Source organism: Kitasatospora sp. NBC_01302 (assembly GCF_035976515.1).
Taxonomy (GTDB): domain Bacteria; phylum Actinomycetota; class Actinomycetes; order Streptomycetales; family Streptomycetaceae; genus Kitasatospora.
Map to the genome: position 1 here is coordinate 1,554,120 of NZ_CP108404.1, position 20,457 is coordinate 1,574,576.

21 protein-coding genes are annotated in these 20,457 nt (G+C 74.6%); 9 read left to right on the forward strand and 12 right to left on the reverse strand.

What is annotated here, in order from left to right; all coding sequences use genetic code 11:
• Window positions 1–190: 190 nt before the first annotated feature.
• Window positions 191–1,087 carry a hypothetical protein gene (locus OG294_RS06930; RefSeq protein WP_327065534.1) on the forward strand — a complete coding sequence of 299 codons (897 nt, stop codon included), beginning with the start codon at window positions 191–193 and terminating at the stop codon, window positions 1,085–1,087.
• A 141-nt stretch (window positions 1,088–1,228) separates the two neighbouring features.
• Window positions 1,229–2,107 (forward strand): SGNH/GDSL hydrolase family protein, encoded by an 879-nt coding sequence (locus OG294_RS06935; protein ID WP_327065535.1) that lies wholly within the window; start codon window positions 1,229–1,231, stop codon window positions 2,105–2,107.
• A 21-nt stretch (window positions 2,108–2,128) separates the two neighbouring features.
• Here OG294_RS06935 and OG294_RS06940 read toward each other — a convergent pair whose 3' ends face one another.
• From OG294_RS06940 to OG294_RS06950, 3 genes are read right to left on the reverse strand one after another with little or no spacing between them, the layout of a single operon-like run.
• A complete protein-coding gene (locus tag OG294_RS06940) occupies window positions 2,129–2,755 on the reverse strand; it encodes a bifunctional 4-hydroxy-2-oxoglutarate aldolase/2-dehydro-3-deoxy-phosphogluconate aldolase (RefSeq protein WP_327065536.1) in 627 nt (208 codons plus the stop codon).
• The gene (locus OG294_RS06945; RefSeq protein WP_327065537.1) at window positions 2,752–4,347 is read right to left on the reverse strand and encodes an N-acyl-D-amino-acid deacylase family protein; all 1,596 of its coding nucleotides are present in this window, start codon (window positions 4,345–4,347) and stop codon (window positions 2,752–2,754) included. The genes OG294_RS06940 and OG294_RS06945 overlap by 4 nt, the downstream gene beginning before the upstream one ends.
• Window positions 4,347–5,633 carry an amino acid deaminase gene (locus tag OG294_RS06950; protein WP_327065538.1) on the reverse strand — a complete coding sequence of 429 codons (1,287 nt, stop codon included), beginning with the start codon at window positions 5,631–5,633 and terminating at the stop codon, window positions 4,347–4,349. The genes OG294_RS06945 and OG294_RS06950 overlap by 1 nt, the downstream gene beginning before the upstream one ends.
• Window positions 5,634–5,750: 117 nt before the next feature.
• Between OG294_RS06950 and OG294_RS06955 the strand changes: the two genes are divergently transcribed.
• From OG294_RS06955 to OG294_RS06965, 3 genes are all read left to right on the forward strand, one after another.
• Window positions 5,751–6,785 (forward strand): sugar kinase, encoded by a 1,035-nt coding sequence (locus OG294_RS06955; protein ID WP_327065539.1) that lies wholly within the window; start codon window positions 5,751–5,753, stop codon window positions 6,783–6,785.
• The gene (locus OG294_RS06960; RefSeq protein ID WP_327065540.1) at window positions 6,782–7,522 is read left to right on the forward strand and encodes an IclR family transcriptional regulator; all 741 of its coding nucleotides are present in this window, start codon (window positions 6,782–6,784) and stop codon (window positions 7,520–7,522) included. Before OG294_RS06955 ends, OG294_RS06960 begins: the two co-directional genes overlap by 4 nt.
• Before the next feature lie 124 nt (window positions 7,523–7,646).
• A complete protein-coding gene (locus OG294_RS06965; protein WP_327065541.1) occupies window positions 7,647–8,054 on the forward strand; it encodes a RidA family protein in 408 nt (135 codons plus the stop codon).
• 60 nt (window positions 8,055–8,114) lie between these two features.
• On the opposite strand, the gene OG294_RS06970 is transcribed toward OG294_RS06965, so the two are convergent.
• The 4 genes from OG294_RS06970 to OG294_RS06985 form a co-directional block, all read right to left on the reverse strand.
• Window positions 8,115–8,777, reverse strand: a complete 663-nt coding sequence (locus OG294_RS06970; RefSeq protein WP_327065542.1) for an acyl-CoA thioesterase — start codon at window positions 8,775–8,777, stop codon at window positions 8,115–8,117.
• 11 nt (window positions 8,778–8,788) lie between these two features.
• Window positions 8,789–9,121, reverse strand: coding sequence for a hypothetical protein (locus OG294_RS06975; RefSeq protein WP_327065543.1), 333 nt, complete (start codon window positions 9,119–9,121; stop codon window positions 8,789–8,791).
• A 212-nt stretch (window positions 9,122–9,333) separates the two neighbouring features.
• Window positions 9,334–9,813, reverse strand: coding sequence for a GNAT family N-acetyltransferase (locus OG294_RS06980; RefSeq protein ID WP_327065544.1), 480 nt, complete (start codon window positions 9,811–9,813; stop codon window positions 9,334–9,336).
• A gap of 100 nt (window positions 9,814–9,913) precedes the next feature.
• Window positions 9,914–10,345, reverse strand: a complete 432-nt coding sequence (locus OG294_RS06985; RefSeq protein WP_327065545.1) for an ankyrin repeat domain-containing protein — start codon at window positions 10,343–10,345, stop codon at window positions 9,914–9,916.
• 457 nt (window positions 10,346–10,802) lie between these two features.
• Here OG294_RS06985 and OG294_RS06990 point away from each other — a divergent pair, with 457 nt between their 5' ends.
• From OG294_RS06990 to OG294_RS07000, 3 genes are all read left to right on the forward strand, one after another.
• Complete coding sequence (locus OG294_RS06990) at window positions 10,803–10,997, forward strand: hypothetical protein (RefSeq protein ID WP_327065546.1); 195 nt, start codon at window positions 10,803–10,805, stop codon at window positions 10,995–10,997.
• Between the two features lie 127 nt (window positions 10,998–11,124).
• Window positions 11,125–12,732 (forward strand): hypothetical protein, encoded by a 1,608-nt coding sequence (locus tag OG294_RS06995; protein ID WP_327065547.1) that lies wholly within the window; start codon window positions 11,125–11,127, stop codon window positions 12,730–12,732.
• Window positions 12,733–13,033: 301 nt separating this feature from the next.
• Window positions 13,034–13,408, forward strand: coding sequence for an RNA polymerase-binding protein RbpA (locus OG294_RS07000; protein ID WP_101384134.1), 375 nt, complete (start codon window positions 13,034–13,036; stop codon window positions 13,406–13,408).
• Window positions 13,409–13,588: 180 nt separating this feature from the next.
• Here OG294_RS07000 and fxsA read toward each other — a convergent pair whose 3' ends face one another.
• The 4 genes from fxsA to OG294_RS07020 form a co-directional block, all read right to left on the reverse strand.
• Window positions 13,589–14,206: an FxsA family membrane protein gene (gene fxsA / locus OG294_RS07005; RefSeq protein WP_327065548.1), complete on the reverse strand. Its 618-nt coding sequence runs from the start codon at window positions 14,204–14,206 to the stop codon at window positions 13,589–13,591.
• 58 nt (window positions 14,207–14,264) lie between these two features.
• Window positions 14,265–16,085, reverse strand: coding sequence for an apolipoprotein N-acyltransferase (gene lnt / locus OG294_RS07010; protein WP_442789116.1), 1,821 nt, complete (start codon window positions 16,083–16,085; stop codon window positions 14,265–14,267).
• 192 nt (window positions 16,086–16,277) lie between these two features.
• Window positions 16,278–17,927 carry an amidohydrolase gene (locus OG294_RS07015; RefSeq protein ID WP_327065549.1) on the reverse strand — a complete coding sequence of 550 codons (1,650 nt, stop codon included), beginning with the start codon at window positions 17,925–17,927 and terminating at the stop codon, window positions 16,278–16,280.
• Between the two features lie 83 nt (window positions 17,928–18,010).
• Window positions 18,011–18,451, reverse strand: a complete 441-nt coding sequence (locus OG294_RS07020; protein WP_101384131.1) for an Lrp/AsnC family transcriptional regulator — start codon at window positions 18,449–18,451, stop codon at window positions 18,011–18,013.
• A 263-nt stretch (window positions 18,452–18,714) separates the two neighbouring features.
• Here OG294_RS07020 and OG294_RS07025 point away from each other — a divergent pair, with 263 nt between their 5' ends.
• Entirely contained in the window at window positions 18,715–19,143 is a 429-nt protein-coding gene (locus OG294_RS07025) for a hypothetical protein (protein WP_327065550.1), read from the forward strand.
• Between the two features lie 94 nt (window positions 19,144–19,237).
• Here OG294_RS07025 and OG294_RS07030 read toward each other — a convergent pair whose 3' ends face one another.
• Complete coding sequence (locus tag OG294_RS07030; RefSeq protein ID WP_327065551.1) at window positions 19,238–20,407, reverse strand: acyl-CoA dehydrogenase family protein; 1,170 nt, start codon at window positions 20,405–20,407, stop codon at window positions 19,238–19,240.
• Between the last annotated feature and the right edge of the window lie 50 nt (window positions 20,408–20,457).

Here is a 20,457-nt window from a genome sequence, read left to right on the forward strand (position 1 = left end):
AGAGGTACCGCCTCCCCGGAGCGGGGTCGCGCATTCTCACCCGTTCGGCGCGTGTCCCGGGCGGGTGCGCGGACCGGCCCGGGGACCCGCCGTAGCAGGGCCCCTCTTGCCCCGGCCCGCCCGGCTGCGGCAGGCTCGGGTCCAGGGGGCACATCGGCGTGCCCCGCCGCGACCAGAAGGACGAGCAGCGATGACGACCCCTCAGACGCCCCAGAGCGTGATCCCGCCGCTCTTCGCCGGGCTCTGCGACGACGCGGCGATCTTCCCGCCCGGTGACCTGGCACTGCCGCAGGCCGTCCCCGCCCATCTGGCCCACCACTCGGCCTGGTACGCGGAGCTGGTCGGCCCCTTCCTCTGCTCCGCCGGGCGGATCGGCGCGCTGTCCGAGCAGTTGGCCGCCGGCGAGGCGCCGCTCGACGGGCGGCTGCCGGTGGGCCTGATCGTGCCGGAGGGCAGCGCGGGCCTGGCGGACGCGCTGCGCGCGGTCGCGGCCGACCCCAGGTTGCGGCTGGCCGGGCTGGAGGTGCTGGCCGACCAGGGCAAGCCCGCCGCCGAGGGCGTGCGGGCCGTGCGGGCCGAACTGGACCGGCTGCTGCCCGAGTACGCGCCCGGTGTGGAGGCCGCGATCGAACTGCCCCGCGGGCCCGAGCTGCTGCTCGGCCTGGACGAGCTGGAGGGGACGGCCTACCGGGCCAAGTTCCGCACCGGCGGCGTCAGCGCGGCGGCCTTCCCCGGCGAGCTGGAGCTGGCCTCCTTCCTCTGCGCGGCGGTCTACCGGAAGCTCGCCTTCAAGTGCACGGCGGGCCTGCACCACGCGGTGCGCCACGACGACGAGGCCACCGGCTTCGCGCACCACGGCTTCCTGAACGTGCTGCTGGCCACCCACGCGGCCCTGGAAGGCGCCGAGCACGCGGAGTTGGCCGCGGTGCTGGGCGAACGGGACGGCGCGGTGCTGGCGGCGAAGCTGACCGGCCTGGACGAGGGGCAGGTGCGCGCGGCGCGCGCGGCCTTCACCGCCTTCGGCACCTGCAGCATCGCCGAGCCGCTGGCCGACCTGCTCGCGCTGAACCTGGTCGCGCTGCCCTGACGGTCGCCGGGGCCGGCCCGGAAAACCCGCCGCACATCCAGCGGGTCCGTCCTCTTACCGCCGCCCCGACCTCGCAGTAGCCTCGCCGGGTCCGGCCCGCGCGCCGCCATCCGGGCCGCGCCGGGCCGCCCGGGAGGGTTCATGCGTTCGCACCGTCGTGGCCGCCGCCTGTCCGCGGCCGTCTGCACCGCACTGCTCGGCGCCACCGTGCTCGGCCTCGGCGTCCCGCCCGCCTCCGCCGCCACCGCCCCGGCCACCCGCTACTACCTGGCACTGGGCGACTCGCTGGCGGCCGGGTACCAGAGCCTGCCGGGCGGCGGCTCGGAGGTGGGCCACGGCTACGCGCAGGACCTGGCCACCGCGCTGGGCCGGCGGGCCGCCCGGGACGGCCACCCGTTCTCCTTCACCGACCTGGGCTGCCCGGGCGAGACCAGCGGCTCGATGATCAACGGCGGCTGCGACTACCCGCACCCGTACACCCAGCCCCAACTGGGGGCGGCGACCGCCTTCCTGGCCGCGCACCGGCACGACGACGTGGTGGTCACGCTGGACATCGGCGCCAACGACGTGGACGGCTGCGCGACCGCCGAGAGCCTGGACGCGGCCTGTGCCGCCAAGGGCGTCGCCACCGCGGGCCGCGACCTGGGCACGATCCTGGCCCGGCTGCGGGTCGCCGCCGGGCCGCACACCCGGATCGTCGGGATGAACCTCTACGACCCCTTCCTGGCAGCCTGGTTGACCGGCACCCAGGGCAAGGTGCTGGCCTCGGTGTCGGTTCCGGTGGCCGACGCCCTGAACGGCACGCTGGACCTGGTGGACGCGCTGCACGGGGTGCCGACCGCCGACGTGGCCAAGGCGTTCAGCACCAACTCCTTCCTGCCGCTGGTGCCGCTGGACGGGCAGCGGGTGCCGCTGAACGTCGCCCGGATCATGGGCTGGACCAACATGGCACGCGAGGACATCCACGCCAACGACACCGGTTACCAGGTGATCGCGGACGCCTTCCAGGCCAGACTCTGACCGGGGCGGCCCGGGGACTCGTCAGGCGGGTGCCAGTGCCGCGGTGAACGCCCGGGCGCGGCGAGTGAGTTCGGCCCAGTCGCCGGCCTCGACCGCCGCCGCGGGCACCACCTCGCCGCCCGCGCAGACCGCGAGCGCGCCCTGCGCCAGGTAGCCGGGTGCGCTCGCGGCGTCCACCCCGCCGGAGGCGACCAGCGGGACCTCCGGGTAGGGGCCGCGCAGGTCCTTGAAGTAGCCGGGGCCGAACGCCCGGGCCGGGAAGATCTTCACGGCGTCGGCCCCGAGCTCCACGGCGTGCGCGACCTCGGTGGGGGTGAGTGCGCCCAGCACCACGGGGACGCCGGCCGCGCGCGCCGCCTCGGCCACCGGCGGGCGGCAACCGGGCGTGACCAGGAACTCGGCCCCGGCCTCGATCCCCGCCCGGGCCTGCTCGGCCGTCAGCACCGTGCCCAGGCCCAGCCGGCAGCCGGTGTCCACCGCCGCCGCCCGGGCCAGCTGCTCCGTCACCCGCGGTGTGGTGCAGGTGAGTTCGACCCAGTGGATGCCGCCCTCGGCGAGCGCGGCGCAGAGCGCGGCGGCATCGGGTATCACGGCGGCGCGGACCACCGCGATCACCCGGGCTGCGGCGAGCTGGTTGCGGAAGGTCATCGGGTCCCTCGATCGGTGCGGCGCAGCGCGCGGCCTGGCAGCGCTCCGGTGGGGCGGGCGTCGCGCAGCACGGCGGTGCCGTTGACGTAGACGTGCTGGATTCCGGTGGCGGCTCGGCGCGGCTGCTCGAAGGTGGCGGTGTCGGCGACCGTGGCGGGGTCGAAGAGCACCAGGTCGGCGTGGTGGCCGACCGCGATGGTGCCGCGGCGCAGCAGGCGCAGCCGCCGGGCCGGGCGTCCGGTCATCCTGGCCACCGCCTGCTCCAGTGTCAGCACGCCCAACTCCCGGCTGTAGCGGCCGAGGTAGCGGGCGAAGGTGCCCCAGGCCCGGGGGTGCGGGCGGGCGCCGACCAGCAGGCCGTCGCTGCCGGCGGTGTGCGCCGGGTGGCGCATGATCGCCTGCACGTTCTCCTCGTGCCCGACGTGCTGCAGGACGGTGGTGCTCAGCTCGTCGGCGCGCAGCAGCTCGAAGAAGGCCTCGGTGCCGGTGCCGCCGCGCGCGGCGGCCAGTTCGGCCACCGTGCGTCCGACGGCGTCGGCCAGCTGCGGGGTGCGCACGCCGGAGATCTGGACCGCGGACCAGTCGGCGACCACCCCGTGGCAGCCGTCGCTGCCCTGCTCCTCCAGCGCCAGCCGGATCCGCTCGCGCGCGGCGGGATCGGCGAGCCGGGCCAGGGTGGCGTCCGGGCCGCCCTCGGTGGCCCAACTGGGCAGCATGGCGGCCAGGGTGGTGGAGCCCGGCAGGTAGGGGTAGCTGTCCAGGCTCAGGTCCAGGCCGTCCGCGAGGGCCCGGTCCAGCAGGGCCAGCAGCTCGCCGGCCCGGCCCCGGTTGACCGCGAAGTTCATGGTCGCGTGGGCCAGGTGGAGCGGACAGCCGGTGCGCCGGGAGATCTCCACCATCTCCGCGTAGCCGGCCAGCGCGCCGGCGCCGTAGGAGCGCTGGTGCGGCGAGTGGTAGCCGCCGTGGGCGGCCACCACCGCGCAGAGCGCGGCGAGTTCGTCGGTGTCGGCGTACATGCCCGGGGTGTAGCTCAGGCCGCTGGACAGGCCCACCGCGCCCTCGCGCAGCCCCTGGGCCAGCAGTTCGCGCATCGCGTCGAGCTCCGCCGGGCTCGGCGGGCGGCGCTCCCAGCCCAGCGCCAGGGTGCGCAGCGTGCCGTGCGGGACCAGGTAGCAGGCGTTGACGGCGATGCCCGCGTCCAGCCGGTCCAGGTACTCCCCGACGGTCCGCCAGTCCCACCCGAAACCGGCCGGATCGCCGTTCCAGCCGGCCAGTTGGCGGCGCAGCTCGGGCAGTGTGCGGTCGTCCACCGGGGCGTAGGACAGGCCGTCCTGGCCGAGCACCTCGCAGGTGACGCCCTGGGTGACCCGGGAGAGGTGGTCGCGTTCGACCAGCACGCGCAGGTCGGAGTGGCTGTGCATGTCGATGAAGCCCGGTGCGAGCACCAGCCCGTGCGCATCGACGACCTGATGTGCCGTCAGCCCCTGACCCAGGTCGGCTATCACGCCGTCGCGCACCAGCACGTCGGCACGGTAGCGGTCCGCGCCGGTGCCGTCGACCACGGTGGCCCCGCGGAAGAGCAGGCCGGACATCAGAAGAAGGTCCGCACCAGGTCGACCACCCGGGGGTGTTCGGCCGTCGTGTCGTCCAGCACCGGGATCAGGGTCCAGCGGTCGAAGGCCGTGCAGGGGTGGGACAGGCCGAGCCTGACCACCTCGCCGATCTCGGCGTCGCTGTCGCGCAGGAACGCGTGCTGATCGTTGAGGGCGGTCACGGCTCCGGCCAACGGCCGTCCGGCACGGGTGACTTGCGGCTCCGGCAGACCCAGGTCGGCCGGAAAGTCGCGCTTGCCGCCGTCCAGCAGCGCAAGACCGGGCTCGGGGCGCGAGACCACCCGGGCCCAGCCGTGCAGCGCGGAGCGCAGCGGCCGGCCGCCCGCACCGCGGATCAGCGGCGAGATCGCGCGGTAGAAGCCGTCGTCGTGCGCCAGGTAGGCGCCAGAGCGCAGCACCACGACGGTGTCGCGGTGGGCGCCGGCGAGTGGCGCCAGCACCCGGGCGACCTGGTCGAAGTAGGCGCTGCCGCCCGCGCTGACCAGCACCTGGTCCGCCGCGGCGAAGAGGCCGGCGGCGCGCAGCGCATCGTGCAGCTCGACCAGGGCGGCCAGGTATGCCTCCACCGCCGCCAGGCCCGCGGGCGTACTGTCGTGCGCGAGCGCGGCCTCGTAGCCGCCGACGCCGGTCAGCCGCAGGGTGGGCGCCTGGTCGACCGCCCGCGCCACGGCGAGCGCGGTGGCCTGGTCACGGGCGCCGGTGCGCCCACCGGGGCCACCGAGTTCGAGCAGCACGTCCAGGGGGCGCTCGGCCCCGGCGGCCCGCAGCGCCCGGTCCATCTGCTGGACGGCGGCCACCGAGTCCACCCAGCTGCTCACCCGGAAGTCCGGGTCCGCGTCCAACTCGCCGGCCAGCCAGGCCAGTCCGCCCGGATCGAGCAGCGTGTTGGCGACCAGCACCCGGCTCACCCCGAAGGCCCTGGCCACCCGCAGCTGCGACAGGTTCGCCAGCGTGATGCCGAAGGCCCCGGCGTCCAGCTGGGCCTGCCAGAGCGCCGGGGCCATGGTGGTCTTGCCGTGCGGGGCGAGCCGGACACCGGCCCGCGCGCACCAGTCGGCCATGGTGTGCAGGTTGTGGTCGAGCGCGCCCGCGTCCAGGGTCAGCAGCGGGGTGGCGAGCTGGTCCAGGGTGGGGCCGGTGGCGAGGTACTCGCGCACCGTCAGCCCCCAGGCCTCGGCCGGGACGGCTTTGAACCGCCAGTCCAGCCGCTCCTGCGCGAGTGCGGCCACCGCGGCCCGGTCGATCCCTGCTGTCCGCTGCTCCACCACTGCGCCCTATACCGCCCTTGACGTGTGTCGTTGCATATGTTGCAACATCCTTTGCATATGTTGCTATGCCGTTCTAACATGCGGGACGACACCGGTCAACGAAGGGAGCGCCTGGTGACAACGGTGGAAGCCGTCTGCCTCGGTGAATCGATGGCCGTGCTGCTCCCCGACCGGCCCGGACCGCTGGAGGCCGTGGAGAGCTTCCACAGCCGGGTCGGCGGCGCGGAGTCGAACGTCGCCTGTGCGCTGGCCGGGCTCGGCGTGCCCACGGCCTGGCTCAGCCGGGTCGGCGCCGACGGCTTCGGGCGGCGGCTGCTCGCCGCGCTGGCCACCCACGGGGTGGACACCTCCGCGGTGGCCCTCGACCCGCACCGCCCCACCGGGCTGTACGTGAAGGAGGTCGGCAGCGCCGGGCCGCACCCGCACGACCTGGGCCCCGGACAGAGCCGGCTGCACTACTACCGCACCGGTTCGGCCGCCGCGGCGCTCGGCCCGGAGCTGCTCGCGGAGCCCGCGGTCGCCGCCCTGCTGGCCGGCGCCCGGCTGCTGCACCTGTCCGGCATCACCGCCGCGCTCTCGGACAGTTGCCTGGCGCTGGTCCGCGCCCTGCTGGCGGCGCCGCGGGCCGGGCGGCTGGTCAGCTTCGACCTCAACTGGCGCCCCGCGCTCTGGCAGCACCGCGACCCGGCCGTGCTGCCCGCCCTGCTGGACGCCGCCGACCTGGTCCTGCTCGGCGCCGACGAGGCCGCCGCCGCACTCGGCACCGGCGACCCGGACGAACTGCGCGCCCTGCTGCCCTCCCCCGCCACCGTGCTGGTCAAGGACGCCGGCCGGCTCGTCACGGCGATCGACGCGGACGGCCGGCGGGTGAGCGAACCGGCGCTGCGGGTCGAGGTGGTGGAGCCCACCGGGGCCGGCGACGCGTTCGCCGCCGGCTACCTGGCCGGCACCCTGCGCGGCTTCGACCAGCGCCGGCGGCTGCGGCTGGGCCACCTGGCCGCAGCCGCCGCGCTCACCTCCGCCGGCGACCAGGGCACCCTGCCGCCACCGGACCTGGTGGCGGCGCTGCTCGGCGCCACCGAGGCCCAGTGGGCGGCCACCCGGGTCCACCCGGCGGGCGTGGAGACCCCCGTGGGCGGTGCCGGATGAGCCAGACGGTCACCCGCGCGCTCACCCTGCTGACCGAACTGGCCGAGGGAGAGCGCTCCTTGGAGCAGCTGGCCGGGCTGCTCGGGGTGCACAAGACCACCGCGCTGCGGCTGCTGCAGAGCCTGGAGGAGGCCCGGCTGGTCTACCGCGACGGCGAGTTCCGCTACCACCTGGGCGCGGGCCTGTTCGCCCTCTCCAGCCGGGCCCTGGAGCAGCGTTCGGTGCGCCGCACCGCCGCCCCGCACCTGGCCGAGCTGAACGCGGCCACCGGCCAGACCGTCCACCTGGCGGCACTGGAGGGCGGCGAGGTGGTCTACATCGACAAGTTCGAGTCCCGCCAGCCGGTGCGGATGTACTCCCGGATCGGGCTGCCGGTGGCGATGCACTGCGCGGCGGTGGCCAAGGTGCTGCTCGCCGACCTGCCGCTGCCCGAGCGCCAGAAGCTGGTGGCCGCCCTGACGTTCACGCCCTTCACCGAGCGCACCCTGACCACGCCGAAGGCGCTGCTGGCCGAGCTGGCCCAGGTGGCCCAGCAGGGCTGGGCCCAGGACCGGGCCGAGCACGAGCCGTTCATGAACTGCGTGGCCGCCCCGATCCGCGACGCCACCGGGCGGGTGGTCGCGGCGGCCTCGCTCTCGGTGCCCGACCTGGTACTGCCCTACGAGCAGGTGCTGGAGCTGCTGCCCCAACTGCTCGCCACCACCGCCGCGGTCTCCGCCGCCTGCGGCGCCTGCTGAGCGGCCGTCGGCGCGATCGGAGCGTCACCCCGAACCGCCGCCCCCGGAACCGGCATCCGCAGAACCAGCACCCCAGAACCGACCGCCCCCGAACCCACCGCCCCCGAACCCCCGAGAGAGCAGCATGAGCGAGAAGACCGAGATCCGCACCGACGGCGCCCCGGCCCCGGCCTGGGTGTTCTCCCAGGGCGTGCGCAAGGGCCCGATCCTGCAGGTCTCCGGGCAGGGCCCGCAGGACCCGGCCACCGGCACCTACCTCCACGAGGGTGACGTCCGGGCGCAGACCCGGCGCACCCTGGAGAACATCAAGGCGATCCTGGCCGCCGGCGGCGCCACCGTGGCGGATGTGGTGATGTTCCGCGTCTACCTGACCGAGCGCGCCCACTTCGCGCCGATGAACGAGGCCTACGCCGCCTTCATCGAGGAGAACCTGCCGCCCGGCGGGGTCAAGCCGTGCCGCACCACGGTCTTCGTCGAACTGCCCCACGAGGTGATGCTGGTGGAGATCGACGCACAGGCCGTGCTGGACTGAGTGCGCGGACCCGGCGGCCGCGGCCGGCCCCGACGGGGTCCGGCCGCGGCGGGCACCGGGTCAGGCCCGGCAGAGCACCCGGGCCGGCAGCCGGCTCGGCAGCGGCACCTTGCGCACTTGCTGGCCCTGGCCGCGCGGCACGGTGCCGGGGCGGGTCGCGGAGGTGCTCTGGTAGGTGAGCACCGAGCGGGCCGTCACCGGCTTGGGGCCGGCCGCCACGGACGGCGTCGACATCCGCGGCTTGGAACCGGCCAGCACCGACGGGGTCGGCACCCGCGGCTTGCTGGCGGCCATCACCGACGGGGTGACCGTCAGATAGTCGGACAGGAACCGCCGCTCGGGCTGGCTGAGCTTGCGCGACCGCCCCGAGGCGCGGTCCCTGGCCACCACGACGGTCCGTGCGGTCATGTAGGTGAACGGGTCACGGCAGACGTCCACCCGAACGTGTGCCGAACTGCGGCCGAGCCGCTCGACCATCAACCGCACCAGCAGCGGTTCCGGCCGGTGGTGCAACTGTTCCAGATAATCGATCTCGTGCCGGGCGATCAGGAAACCCGCCGAAAAGAGCGAATCCTGAACGGCCTGCGCGTGGTGGTGAAAGAGGTCGTAGATTCCCTCCTGGATGTAGCCGACCAGTCGGGCATTGTTGATGTGCCCGTTCTGGTCGACATCGCTCCAGCGGGTGGGGCAGTGCAGGACGTGGGCGTTGCGGTGCGTCGTCATGTGGTGTCCCCTCACCCGTTGGCCTGGGTGCGGGCGGCCGCCCCGACCGAGCCGGCGCTGCGCCGCGGCCCGGCCAGGGCCTGCTCCAGGCGGGCGTGGTAGCCGGCGTTCGCGGCCCGCATCCGGCCCGCGGTCCAGCCCTCCTCGGCGGCTTCGGCCGCGATCCGCACCACCAGGGTGTCCAGCGCCTTGTCCACCGCCCGGCACAGGTCGGCAGCCGCGGCGATGCGCCCGGCCATGTTTCCGGCCCCACCCTTGACGGGGAATTCGGCGAGCGCGTTCACCGCGAGCTGGACCCCGTCGGCGGCGACCGCAGTGCTTTCCGGCTGGCAATTGTCGTGCACGGTGTCTCCCGAGAAATAGGGGTTGGACAGGGACGGGCACCCCCGGGTTTACCGGGAGTGCCCAAGGACGCAGCGAGGACGACGCTAACCCAGTCCAACCGCCCAATTCACGAATCTTCCGCCACCTGATGGCAGTTCCCCACGACCGGAGTACGGATAATTCACCGTCATCAGTCAAGTAACCAGCCAATCGGCGGCACCGCGCGCGGAATTCAGCGGGGGTCGAGCTCCTTGCCCAGGCAGATGGACTCGGGGGCATCCCGGTAGACGCCGAACTTGGTGATCGGCCGGTATCCCTCCGACTCGTACAGCGCCACTGCCTCGGGCTGCTCGGTGCCGGTCTCCAGCACCACGCGGGTGCGCCCGGCCGCGCCGGCCGCCGCCTCCAGGTGGCGCAGCACGAGCCGGGCCAGGCCCCGGCCCCGGGCGGTCGGGACCACGAACATCCGCTTGAGCTCGACATCGCCGTCACGCAGGTACGGATAGCTGCTGTCCTTGACCCGCCAGCCGCCGCAGGCGACCGGCACACCGTCCAGATAGCCGACCACGAAGACCCCGTGCGGGTCCGCGAAGTGCTCGGCCCGCATCTCGGTGATGTCCATGTCGCCGTAACGGCGGACGTACTCCTGCTGCACCTCCGCAGTCAGCAGTTCGGCGTCGGGGTGGTCGTATCCGGTGATCCGCAGCTCCATGACGGCAATCATAAGGCCACCGGATTATCCGATGATTGGACCTTTTCCTCTACCAAGCACCCGCGGCACCACCCCGCCGGGAACCGCCGCCACGCGTGGTTCAGCGGCCGGAGAACCGCTCCACCAGCTCCTGCTTGCCGAACATCTGGGCCGTGTCGAAGGCCGAGGGCTGACCGGCGTGCGGGTCGGCGCCACCGGCCAGCAGGGCGTCGAGCGCCTCGTCGGCCCCCTTGAAGACGGTACCGGCCAGCGGGGTCTGGCCACGGTCGTTGGCCTGGTTCGGGTCGGCACCGCGGTCGAGCAGCAGGCGCACGGCGGCGGCGTGGCCGTGGTAGGCGGCCAGCATCAGCAGCGTGTCACCGCGGTCGTTGGCCAGGTTCACCGGAGCCCCGGCGGTCAGGAAGGCACCCAGCGCCTCGGCGTCGCCACCGCGGGCGGCCTCGAAGATCCGGCCGGCCAGCTCGATCAGCGCGGCCTCCTCGGGCTCCTCGGCGCCGGCGGCGGACGGCAGGGATTCGGCTGAGTCGGTCATCACAAGCCCTTTCGATCGGTGGCGGACACCAGCGGTCCAGCCCTCGGAACGGTAGTCGTCCGCGATCTTCGTGACCAGAGCCCGCCCTGGGGCCCGCCCGGCAAGCCCCGTCCCGCAGGACGCCGACCCGACACGCGTGGGCCCGGGCCGCGCCGCCGTTCGAGCGAATTCGGCGCGCCGCGGGAGATTCACGCCGGTCACACCCACCGCGACGGAAAAGGCGGGAAAACCGCCCGCCCGGCCCACACCGGGCGCCGGCCCGAACCCGCGTTCCCACCCCCGGCCTGCGGGTTCGCCGGAAGACCACCCATTTGCCCCGTTCCATCATCTATTACTTTTTGTCACGATTGTGGCACTTTCCGTGACACTGTCCCAACTGTGTGGCAGCAGGGGAACGCCCCGGCGCTGCCAGTCCACGGCAGTGGCCCCTGTCCCGCCTCACCGAGGAGCAGTCCCCGTGATCCTCTCCATCTCCGGCGTCGTCCTGTTCGGCTTCATCGCCTTCCTCTTCTTCCGCCGGGACGGCCTCAAGGTCCCGCACGCCCTGGTCTGCGCCCTCTTCGGCTTCTACCTCGCGGGCACCGCGATCGCGCCGAGCATCCAGGCCGGCGGCGCGAGCCTGGCCAACCTGGTCGGCGGCCTGAAGTTCTGAGCCGCGCACCGGCGGTCCGGGTGCGGGTCCCACCGCCCCGGGCCGCCGCCGGCCCGCCGCCAGCCGGCGGCGGACAGCGGCCGTCCCGCCGCCCAGCCCGTCCGATCGCCCGGGGAGTCACAGGACCATGTCCCTCAATCGCCACCTGACCCGTAGCCGCGACCTCGCCCGCACCGCGGGCGACCACGCCGCCGACATGTTCGCGCCGCTCACCCTGATCGCGCGCGGCCTGCGCCGGCACACCGACTGGGCCAGATCCCGCTGGCAGGCCACGCCCAAGGAGCGGCGCGGCCCGACGCTGCTGCTCACCGTCGCCGCGCTGGTCGGCGTGGTGCTGCTGCCGCACGGGCCGCTCTTCGCGGTGGTCGCCCTGGTGGCCAGCGCCGCCTGGAGCGGCCGCGAGCGCAAGCCCGCCCCCGTCCCCGAGCCCGACCCGGCCGACGTCAAGCTGCCCGCGCTCTACGCCGCGCTCACCCCCTACCTGGCCGCGCCGGACGACGTCTGCCCGCTCTACCGCCCCGACGGCCGGTACCAGGACGCCTTCGCCACCTGGTCCTTCGACGGCGAGGGCCGCCTCGCCGGCCTGGAGCTCGGCTACCCGGCCTACTTCACCGACACCGAACCCGCCGCCCGGGCCCGGATCGAGCAGGTGGTGCAGGCCAAGGCGGGCCGGGCCCGGGAGTACCGCTTCGACTGGGACCTGGAGTGCAGCCGCCTGCAGATCACCGCGCTGGCCCCGCTGCCCGGCAACGTCCCCGCGCAGACCTGGGTGACCACGCCGGGCGAGATCGTGCTCGGCTTCACCGACCCGCAGGCCACCCAGCGGATGATCCCGGTCAGCCACGACGGCGGCTCGGGCCACCAGCCACCGGTGATCTGGCGCACCGGCGCCCGCTCGGGCGAGCCGCACCTGCTGGCGCTGGGCTCGGCCGGCTCGGGCACCTCCACCCTGCTGCGCACCATCGCGCTCCAGGCGCTGGCCCACGGCGACGTACTGGTGATCGACGGCGCGGGCACCGGCGAGCACGCCTGCCTGGTCAACCGCCCGGGCGTGCACACGGTGGAGACCAGCCTGCGCGGCGCGCTGGCCGCCCTCGACTGGGCGGCCCGGGAGACCGAGCGCCGGCTGGCCGCGCTGAACGCCGCCCGCTACCACGGCGAGCCCGCGCCGGCCGACGCCACCCGCCCGTTGTGGCTGCTGCTCGACCACCCCACCGAGCTGTCCGAGCTGGCCCAGGCCGAGGGCCGGCCCGACCCGCAGGGCCTGCTGGAGCTGCCGCTGCGACAGGGCCGGGCGGCCCGGGTGACCGTGGTGGTGGTGGACGCGATCGAGGCGGTGGACCGGATCTCGCCCACCGTGCGGGCGGCCGCCCGGGCCCGGGTGGTGCTCGGCGGCCACGGCGCGCAGGACCTGCGGCTCGCCCTCGGCGTGCCCCTGGACCTGGTGCCCGCCGCTCACACCCCGCCCGGGCGCGGCTACGCCCGGATCGGCAGCCAGCCACCGGTCCGCCTCCAGGTGCCGGCCACCGTCGACCCGCTGGACGAGGAGGCACCGCCCCGGCTGCGGGACGCGGTGATCGCCCTGCTGCCGCACCGCGACACCCGGATCGAGGCCGCCGCCCCGCCGCTTCCGCAGCACCAGCCCCAGGTGGCCCAGCCCGCCGTCCCGCCGACGGCCGGGGCCACCGCGTCCCGGGTGGAGCTGCGCAAGGCGGAGCTGGGCAACCCGCGCTGAACCGGCAGCCGGATGAGCTGGACGAATGGCCAATTCGGCAAGCACCCCGATACGCTCCGGCAAGCCGTCCTTGCACGTTAAGAAAGCCGATTCGGTCACGGGGCGCGAATTTCGTGACACTCAGGGTGATAACCCAGTCCAGATGTGACAAATCGGACGGAGATGGGTACAAACAGGGGCGGCACGACAGACGACGCATGTCCCGGGACGGGAATCTTCGTCGCAAGTCGAGCGTTGACCGAACGACGAAGACAGCGACCCCAACTAGTCCTGTGGGCCATAAGCCCTGGAGGCACGATTCATGAGCGAGCGAGCTCTCCGAGGCACGCGACTCGGCGCCACTAGCTACGAGACCGACCGTGGCATTGACCTGGCTCCGCGCCAGACCGTCGAGTACGCATGTCAGAACGGACACCGGTTCGAGGTGCCCTTCTCCGTCGAGGCGGAGATCCCCTCGGTGTGGGAGTGCCGTTTCTGCGGCACCGAGGCCGTCCTGCTCGACGGTGACGAGCCGGAGGAGAAGAAGACCAAGCCGACCCGGACCCATTGGGACATGCTGATGGAGCGCCGGACACGCGAGGAGCTGGAGGAGGTGCTGGCCGAGCGGCTGGCCGTGCTCCGCTCCGGCGGGATGAACCTGGCGGTCCACCCGCGGGACACCCGTAAGAGCGCCTGACCAGAAGTGCACGAACACGTGGGCCCCGATCCATCCGGATCGGGGCCCACGTGCATGTCCGGTCGGACGCCCTCGGACCGCTGAGGTCCGAGGGCTCTCTGTGAGCCGTCGGAGAGCCGTCCGACGCCCGGGCCGGTCCGCGCCGTCAACGGCGCGGACCGGCCGTCGGGTCGGGCTCCGTCAGCGGCCCAGCGGCGGTCGCTGGTCGTCCTCGCCCGGGCGCCAGGCCGACCCGGCACCGCCCTGGTGATCGGCCGGGTCGACCACCTCGCCCTGGACGATCTTGCCGTCGGGCCGGTGGATCCGCATCTGCTCCTGCAGCCGCAGCGCGTCGGCCAGCGGGTCGCCGCCACCGGGCGTGCGCAGCACCCGGACGGCCGCCCGGCGCCCGGCCAGGCGCCACAGCGACCGGGTCGGCGGGAAGAGCAGGGTGAGCCCGATCAGGTCGGAGAGGAAGCCGGGCAGGATCAGCAGCAGCCCGGCCAGCACCGTCAGGCTGGTGCCCGTCTCGGCCGCGCCCGAGGGCGGCACCGCGCCCTGTTCGAAGGAGGCGGAGGCCGCCCGCAGCGCCTTCAGCCCGGCGCGCTTGATCAGCCGCCCGCCGACCACGACGCCGAGCAGCAGCAGGAGCAGCACCGCCAGCCACCCTGTCACCGACGCGACCTGGATCACCAGCCAGATCTCCAGCACCAGCCAGGCGGCCACCAGCAGCGGCAGCACACGGCGCAGTCGGCCGCGGCGGCGGCTCGGGGCCCCGGGCTGGCCGGGAACGCGGGTCGGGTCAACGTGCTGGGTCACGGTACGAGTCCACTCCATCGCGACGCCCCCGCCCGCCACTCGGGCCGCTCCCGAGCGCTCAGGGCGCCACCGTGGACAACGGTTCGGCGGTCGGCTGTGTTCCGCTGCCGGGCCGGCGACGGCGCTCGATCAGCACGGCGGCGCCGCAGGCCAGCAGGCCGATGACGGCCAGCGCCCACTCCGGCGCCGCGCCCAGCCGGTCCGCCAGCGTCTTGCCGTCGCGCAGCGGCACGTCGGCGCTGAGCGCGGCAGCGGTGAGCTCACTGGTGCGGCTCTCGATGCTGCCGTCGGGGCGGATGATCGCGCTGATGCCGCTGGTCGCGGCGATCAGCACGGCCCGCCCGTGCTCGACCGCCCGCAGCCTGGACATCGCCAACTGCTGGTCGGGCTGCCCGCTGCGGGCGTAGGTGGCGTTGTTCGTCTGCACCACCAGCACCCGGCCGCCGTCGTTGACGGTGTCCCGGACGATCTCGTCGTAGGCGACCTCGAAGCAGATCACGTCGCCGATCCGGGCCGGTCCCAGCTGCATGACGCCGGTGCCCTTGCCGGGGTAGAAGTCGTGCGCCACCCGCTGGAACCGGGTGATCACCTTCGCCAGCACCGAGCGGAACGGCACGTACTCGCCGAACGGGACCGGGTGCTGCTTGGTGTAGTGCGCGCCGGGGCCGCTGATCGGGTCCCAGACGATGCCCTCGTTCTGCACGTGCTGGGCGTCGGGGCCGTCCACCAGCGCGCCGACCAGGGTGGGGACGCCGATCGTGCGCACCGCCTCGGTGATCCGCTCGTAGGCCAGCGGGTCGCTGTAGGGGTCGAGGTCGGAGGAGTTCTCCGGCCAGATCACCAGGTCGGGCTGGGGCGCCTGGCCGGCTTTGATCTTCGCGGCCAGCGCCTCGGTCTCGGCGGCGTGGTTGTCCAGGACCTGCATCGGGCGGCCCAGGAAGTCCATCCCGGGGTGCGGGACGTTGCCCTGGATGACCGCGACCTTGGCGGTGTCCTTGGAGGTGGTGGGCACCGGGACGGCGTAGCCGCTGACCACGATCAGCGCCGCGCAGGCACCCGCGCCGAGCGGCAGCAGCACCCGGTGGCGGGGGCGCGGCGCGGCGGGGGTGACCGGCTCGTCGCGCTGGTCGGCCGGCGGGGCGGCAGCGGGCTCGGCGGCCGGATCAGCGGCTGCCGCGACACCCTGGCCAGCGCCCCGGCCGCCGGCCGGTTCGACCGCCGGGGCCGAGCGGCGGGCGGCCAGGCGGCGCAGCCAGGGCAGGGCGAGGTAGCCGAGCAGCGTGCCGGTCAGCGCCACGGCGAAGGTGACCAGCGGTGCGCCGCCGAGCGCGGCCAGCGGCGTGAACGGGCTGGAGGTGTTGGCGAAGGCCAGCCGGCCCCACGGGAATCCGCCGAACGGCGCCCGGTCGCGGGCCCACTCCTCGGTCACCCACAGGCAGGCGGCCCACAGCGGCCAGCAGCGCAACCGCGAGGTGAGCGCGAGGCCGCCGCCCAGCGCCCAGAGGAAGAGCGCCTCGATGGCGGAGAGCGCCACCCAGCCGTCCGATCCGATCACCCGGATCCAGTCCAGCAGCCACAGGAAGAACGGCAGGCCGAACGCGAAGCCCGTCCAGGCGCCCTGGCGGAAGGTGCGGCCCCGGGTGAGCAGCGACAGCGCGGCGACCGCCAGCACCGACAGCGGCCACACGTCGTAGGGCGGGAAGGCGGCGGCCAGCGCGAGCCCGGCCGCGGCGGCCAGCGCGCTGCGGCGCCAGCCGCCGCGCACCTTGGTGCGCAGGCGCTGAAGTCGGCCCGCCGGCGCGGGCTGCGGCTCCTGCGGCGTGCTCTTCCCGGGCTCCGGGTCAAGGGCGTGCGGAGCCTCGTCGAGGGGCAATGCCACCTGCGCACCATCTCTCTGGCTGAATCGGACGTTGGTGCCGAACCCGACCTTCGTGGGTCGGACCTGTGCGGGAACCCGGCCGGAACGCGGTTCCGGCCGGGCGGGCGCGCGGGTTCCCGCGCTGGGTTTTGGCACGACCGTACCCGCCGGGCGGCACCGACCGGAAGTCGCCGTTGTCTGAGAATCCGCAGGTCAGCCCAAGAGTGCCCGCTCGTACACGGTCCGGCCGCGCACCACGGTGCGCAGGCAGCGCGGCAGCTCGGTGCCCGGGGTGAGGTCGGGCAGGCCGGGGATGCCGGAGCGCGGGTCGGTGGACCAGCCGGCCACCCGGTCGTCGGGCGCCTGGACCACCAGCTCGCCGGCACGCCACAGCGCGTAGGTGGCGGGGGCGCCCGGGACCAGCACGCCCTCCTGGTCGCGGCCCAGCGCCCGCCAGCCGCCCCGGGTGTGCGCGGCGAAGGCGGCCCGCACCGAGATCCGGTGCTCGGGGGTCCGGTGGAAGGCGGCGGCGCGCACCGTGCCCCACGGGTCCAGCGCGGTGACCGGGGCGTCGGAGCCGAAGGCCAGCGGCACGCCGGCGCGCAGCAGCGCGGCGAACGGGTTGAGCGCGCGGGCCCGCTCGCTGCCCAGGCGCTGGACGTACATGCCCTCCTCGCCGCCCCAGGCGGCGTCGAAGGCCGGCTGCACCGAGGCGGTGAGGCCGAGCTCGGCGAAGGCCGCGATGGTCTTGTCGTCCAGGGCCTCGGCGTGCTCCACCCGGTGGCGCAGCGCCTTGACCCGGGCCACGCCCAGGCGGTCGGCGGCCGTGCGCACGCCGGTCAGCACGGCGTCGACCGCGGCGTCGCCGATCGCGTGGAAGCCCGCCTGCAGACCGGCCTCGGTGCACGCGGTGACGTGGTCGGCCACCTGGTCGGCCGTCAGGTAGGCGGTGCCGGTCTGCGGGACCTCCCCCTGGGAGGCGTCCGGCCCGGCGGCATCGGCGTAGGGGGCGTGCAGGCAGGCGGTGCGGGAGCCGAAGGCGCCGTCCACGAAGAGGTCGCCGCCCGCGCCGACCGCCCCGAGCCGGCGGGCCCGCTCGACGCCACCGCGCTCGCTCAGCTCGCCCCAGTAGCCGTAGACCTCCGGCCCCTGCTCCTCGGCGGCCAGCGCCAGCAGCGCGGCCAGGTCGTGCTCGGAGGAGATCTCGGGGCCCGCGCACTCGTGCAGCGCGGCGATGCCGAGCGAGGCGGCCCGCCGCAGGGTGGCGAGCTGGGCCGCGCGGCGCTGATCGTCCGTCAGCTGGTCGAGCGCGGCGCGGCGCACGGCGTGGTGGGCGTCGGCGCGCAGCGGCGCGGTGGGGTGGTGGCCGGGCAGCTCGGCCAGGCCCGGGGTGCGGGCGCGCAGCGCGGTGGTGGCCAGCGCGGAGTGCACGTCGGTGCGCGAGAGGTAGAGCGGGGCGCCAGCGGCCGCCCGGTCCAGCTCCGCCAGGGTCGGCGGGCGGCCCTCGGGCCAGCGGGTCTCGTCCCAGCCGTGCCCGATCAGCACGCCCTCGGCACCGCGCGCGAAGTCGGCGATCCGGGCCAGCGCCTCGGCCAGCGAGGGGCAGTCGGTGAGGTCCAGGCCGGTGAGCGCGAGACCGGCGGCGGTGGCGTGCACGTGCGCGTCCACGAAGGCCGGGGTGACCAGCGCGCCCGCGAGGTCGACCACCTCGTCCGCGACGCTCGCGTAGGCGTCGGCGGCGCCCTCGCTGCCGACCCAGGCGATCTGCTCGCCCTCGATCAGCATCGCGGTGGCGAAGGGGTCGGCCGGGCTGTAGACGGTGCCGCCGCGCAGCAGCACGGTGCGGGAGGTGCGTTCGGTCATAGGGGACAGTCTGCACCCGAGTTGTCCCGGTTCTGGACGGTACCCCCGTGAGTTGGACCGACCGGCCGCCCGCACCGGCCGGCTCAGAGCTTGGGCGGCCGTGCCTCGTACGGGGTGGAGAGCACCACCGTGGTGCGGGTGGAGACGCCGGCCGCGCTGCGGATGCGGGCCAGCAGGTCCTCCAGGTCGCCGGGTGCGCCGACGCGGACCTTGAGGATGTAGTTCTCGTCCCCCGCGACGCTGTGGCAGGCCTCGATCTCCGGCAGCGGAGCCAGTCGCTCGGGGACGTCGTCCGGGGCGCTGGGGTCGAACGGCTTGACCGAAATGAAGGCGGTCAGCGCCAGGTTGACGGCGTCCGGGTCGACGATCGCGGAGTAGCCGCGGATCACGCCGCGCTGCTCCAGGCGCCGGACCCGCTGGTGGACGGCCGAGGTGGACAGGCCGGTGGCCTTACCCAGGTCGGTGTAGCTCATCCGCCCGTCCTGGACGAGCAACTGGACAATGCGCTGATCGAGATCCTCCACAAGGCGCAAACCTACCCGAAAGCCCGGCGCGCGCCGGACACGCTCGGCGCCGGCGGGCGACGGCCCGGGGGGCGTGCGCATCCGGCGGCGGTGCCGTACCGGCGCTCCGGGTCGCGGCGGGCGGCACATGCCAGCGGGATGTGGCGAAGGCCACACCGGAGTGCATCACCCTGCGCCGACCTGCAGGGTTATGAGCGGGTGGGACAGGGAAAGGCTGCTGGTGGCCCGGCCGAGTTGGCCCGGCCAGATCCAAGGGGGATCACATGCCTGCAGCTGAGCAGCGCGCCGTCGGCGCCGACAGCACTCTGATGTCGCACGAAGAACCGGAGGGCGACGATCTCGTCCCGGGCTTCGGCCACATCCCCGGCACCGATCCGGGCGAGGCCGAGACCTGGGAGATCATCCGGGTGCACTGTCCCGAGTGCGACCGCCCGATCGCCCTGCTGGGCGACGAGGAGCAGTTGCCGCAGCACGCGGTGCTGCGGACCGCCTGGCACCCGTTCTCCCCCGCGCTGTGCGCGGGTTCGGGGCTGCCCGCCGAGGACCTGGCCGAGTGCGAGCCGGAACCCGGTGCCGAGCCGGCCGACGCACTGGACGCGCTGCTCACCCTGCCGGCCGAACTCGACTGGCGCACCCAGCCGTTCTCGCACGTGGGCGGGGCCGGCTCGCTGCCGCTGCAGCGGACGGCCTAGGTGTTCTGACCCCGGGGCGAGTTGGGGCAGGGCCCGGCGGATACGCGTCGGGCCGGGGCCGGAGGCTGTTGCTCCGGCCCCGGCCCGATCCGGCTCAGCCGCGGGTGAGGTGACGGCCGATCACCAGACGCTGGATCTGGTTGGTGCCCTCCACTATCTGCAGCACCTTGGCCTCGCGCATGTAGCGCTCGGCCGGGAAGTCCTGGGTGTACCCGTAGCCGCCGAGCACCTGGACGGCGTCGGTGGTCACCCGCATCGCGGTGTCGGTGCAGAAGAGCTTGGCCATCGCCGCCTCCTTGGAGAAGGCCAGGCCCTCATCCCGGCGGCGGGCGGCGGCCAGGTAGAGCGCGCGCCCGGCCTCGATCTGGGTGGCCATGTCGGCGAGCATGAAGGACAGGCCCTGGAAGTCGGCGATCGGGCGGCCGAACTGCTTGCGGTTGCCCGCGTACTCGACCGCCAGGTCGAGCGCCGCCTGGGCCACGCCGATCGCGCAGGCCGCGATGCCGAGGCGGCCCGAGTCCAGCGCGGCGAGCGCGATCTGGAAGCCCTGCCCCTCCTCGCCGATCAGCCGGTCGGCGGCCACCGGGACGCCGTCGAAGTGCAGTTGGGCGGTGGGCGAGCTGTTCATGCCCATCTTGTGCTCCGGCGGAGCGGCCGAGAGGTTCGGCGCGTCGCCCGGGATCAGCAGACAGCTGATGCCTCGCGGGCCGTCCTCGCCGGTGCGCACCAGCGCGCTGTAGAAGTCGGCGCGGCCACCGTGGGTGATCCAGGCCTTGGTGCCGCGCACCAGGTAGTCGCCGCCCTCGGCCGAGCGGTCGGCGCGGGTGCGCAGCGCGGCGGCGTCGGAGCCGGACTGCGGCTCGGAGAGGCAGTAGGCGCCGAGCTGGGTGCCGCCGAGCATGCCGGGCAGCCAGCGCTTGCGCTGCTCCTCGCTGCCGAAACCGGCCAGCGCGTGACAGGACAGGGTGTGCACGCTGACCCCGAGCCCGACCGCGAGCCAGCCGGCGGCCAGCTCCTCCAGCACCTGCAGGTAGACCTCGTACGGCTGCGCGCCGCCGCCGTGCTCCTCCGCGTAGGGCAGCGAGAGCAGGCCCGCCTCACCCAGGGTCCGGAACACCTCGCGCGGGAACCGGCCGGCCGCCTCGTCCTCGGCGGCCCGGGGCCGCAGCTCGCGGTCGACCAGCTCGCGGGTCAGCGCGAGCAGTTCCCTGGCCTCGTCGCTGGGCAGCCGGCGCTCCACGGGCTTGGGGGGTGCGGCGTTCATGAGGTGGTCGCCTCCTCGGTCGGGCCCCGGGGTGTCCGTCGGGCGCAGGG

What these genes read in the sequence shown, in the direction of transcription:
- OG294_RS06985 (WP_327065545.1), bottom strand. Translation starts at nt 10,345, where the DNA reads ATGACCGACTCAGCCGAATCCCTGCCGTCCGCCGCCGGCGCCGAGGAG.
- OG294_RS06965 (WP_327065541.1), top strand. Translation starts at nt 7,647, where the DNA reads ATGAGCGAGAAGACCGAGATCCGCACCGACGGCGCCCCGGCCCCGGCC.
- OG294_RS06960 (WP_327065540.1), top strand. Translation starts at nt 6,782, where the DNA reads ATGAGCCAGACGGTCACCCGCGCGCTCACCCTGCTGACCGAACTGGCC.
- OG294_RS06945 (WP_327065537.1), bottom strand. Translation starts at nt 4,347, where the DNA reads ATGTCCGGCCTGCTCTTCCGCGGGGCCACCGTGGTCGACGGCACCGGC.
- OG294_RS06940 (WP_327065536.1), bottom strand. Translation starts at nt 2,755, where the DNA reads ATGACCTTCCGCAACCAGCTCGCCGCAGCCCGGGTGATCGCGGTGGTC.
- OG294_RS06930 (WP_327065534.1), top strand. Translation starts at nt 191, where the DNA reads ATGACGACCCCTCAGACGCCCCAGAGCGTGATCCCGCCGCTCTTCGCC.
- OG294_RS06995 (WP_327065547.1), top strand. Translation starts at nt 11,125, where the DNA reads ATGTCCCTCAATCGCCACCTGACCCGTAGCCGCGACCTCGCCCGCACC.
- OG294_RS07000 (WP_101384134.1), top strand. Translation starts at nt 13,034, where the DNA reads ATGAGCGAGCGAGCTCTCCGAGGCACGCGACTCGGCGCCACTAGCTAC.
- OG294_RS07015 (WP_327065549.1), bottom strand. Translation starts at nt 17,927, where the DNA reads ATGACCGAACGCACCTCCCGCACCGTGCTGCTGCGCGGCGGCACCGTC.
- OG294_RS06935 (WP_327065535.1), top strand. Translation starts at nt 1,229, where the DNA reads ATGCGTTCGCACCGTCGTGGCCGCCGCCTGTCCGCGGCCGTCTGCACC.
- OG294_RS06970 (WP_327065542.1), bottom strand. Translation starts at nt 8,777, where the DNA reads ATGACGACGCACCGCAACGCCCACGTCCTGCACTGCCCCACCCGCTGG.
- OG294_RS06980 (WP_327065544.1), bottom strand. Translation starts at nt 9,813, where the DNA reads ATGGAGCTGCGGATCACCGGATACGACCACCCCGACGCCGAACTGCTG.
- OG294_RS07030 (WP_327065551.1), bottom strand. Translation starts at nt 20,407, where the DNA reads ATGAACGCCGCACCCCCCAAGCCCGTGGAGCGCCGGCTGCCCAGCGAC.
- OG294_RS07025 (WP_327065550.1), top strand. Translation starts at nt 18,715, where the DNA reads ATGCCTGCAGCTGAGCAGCGCGCCGTCGGCGCCGACAGCACTCTGATG.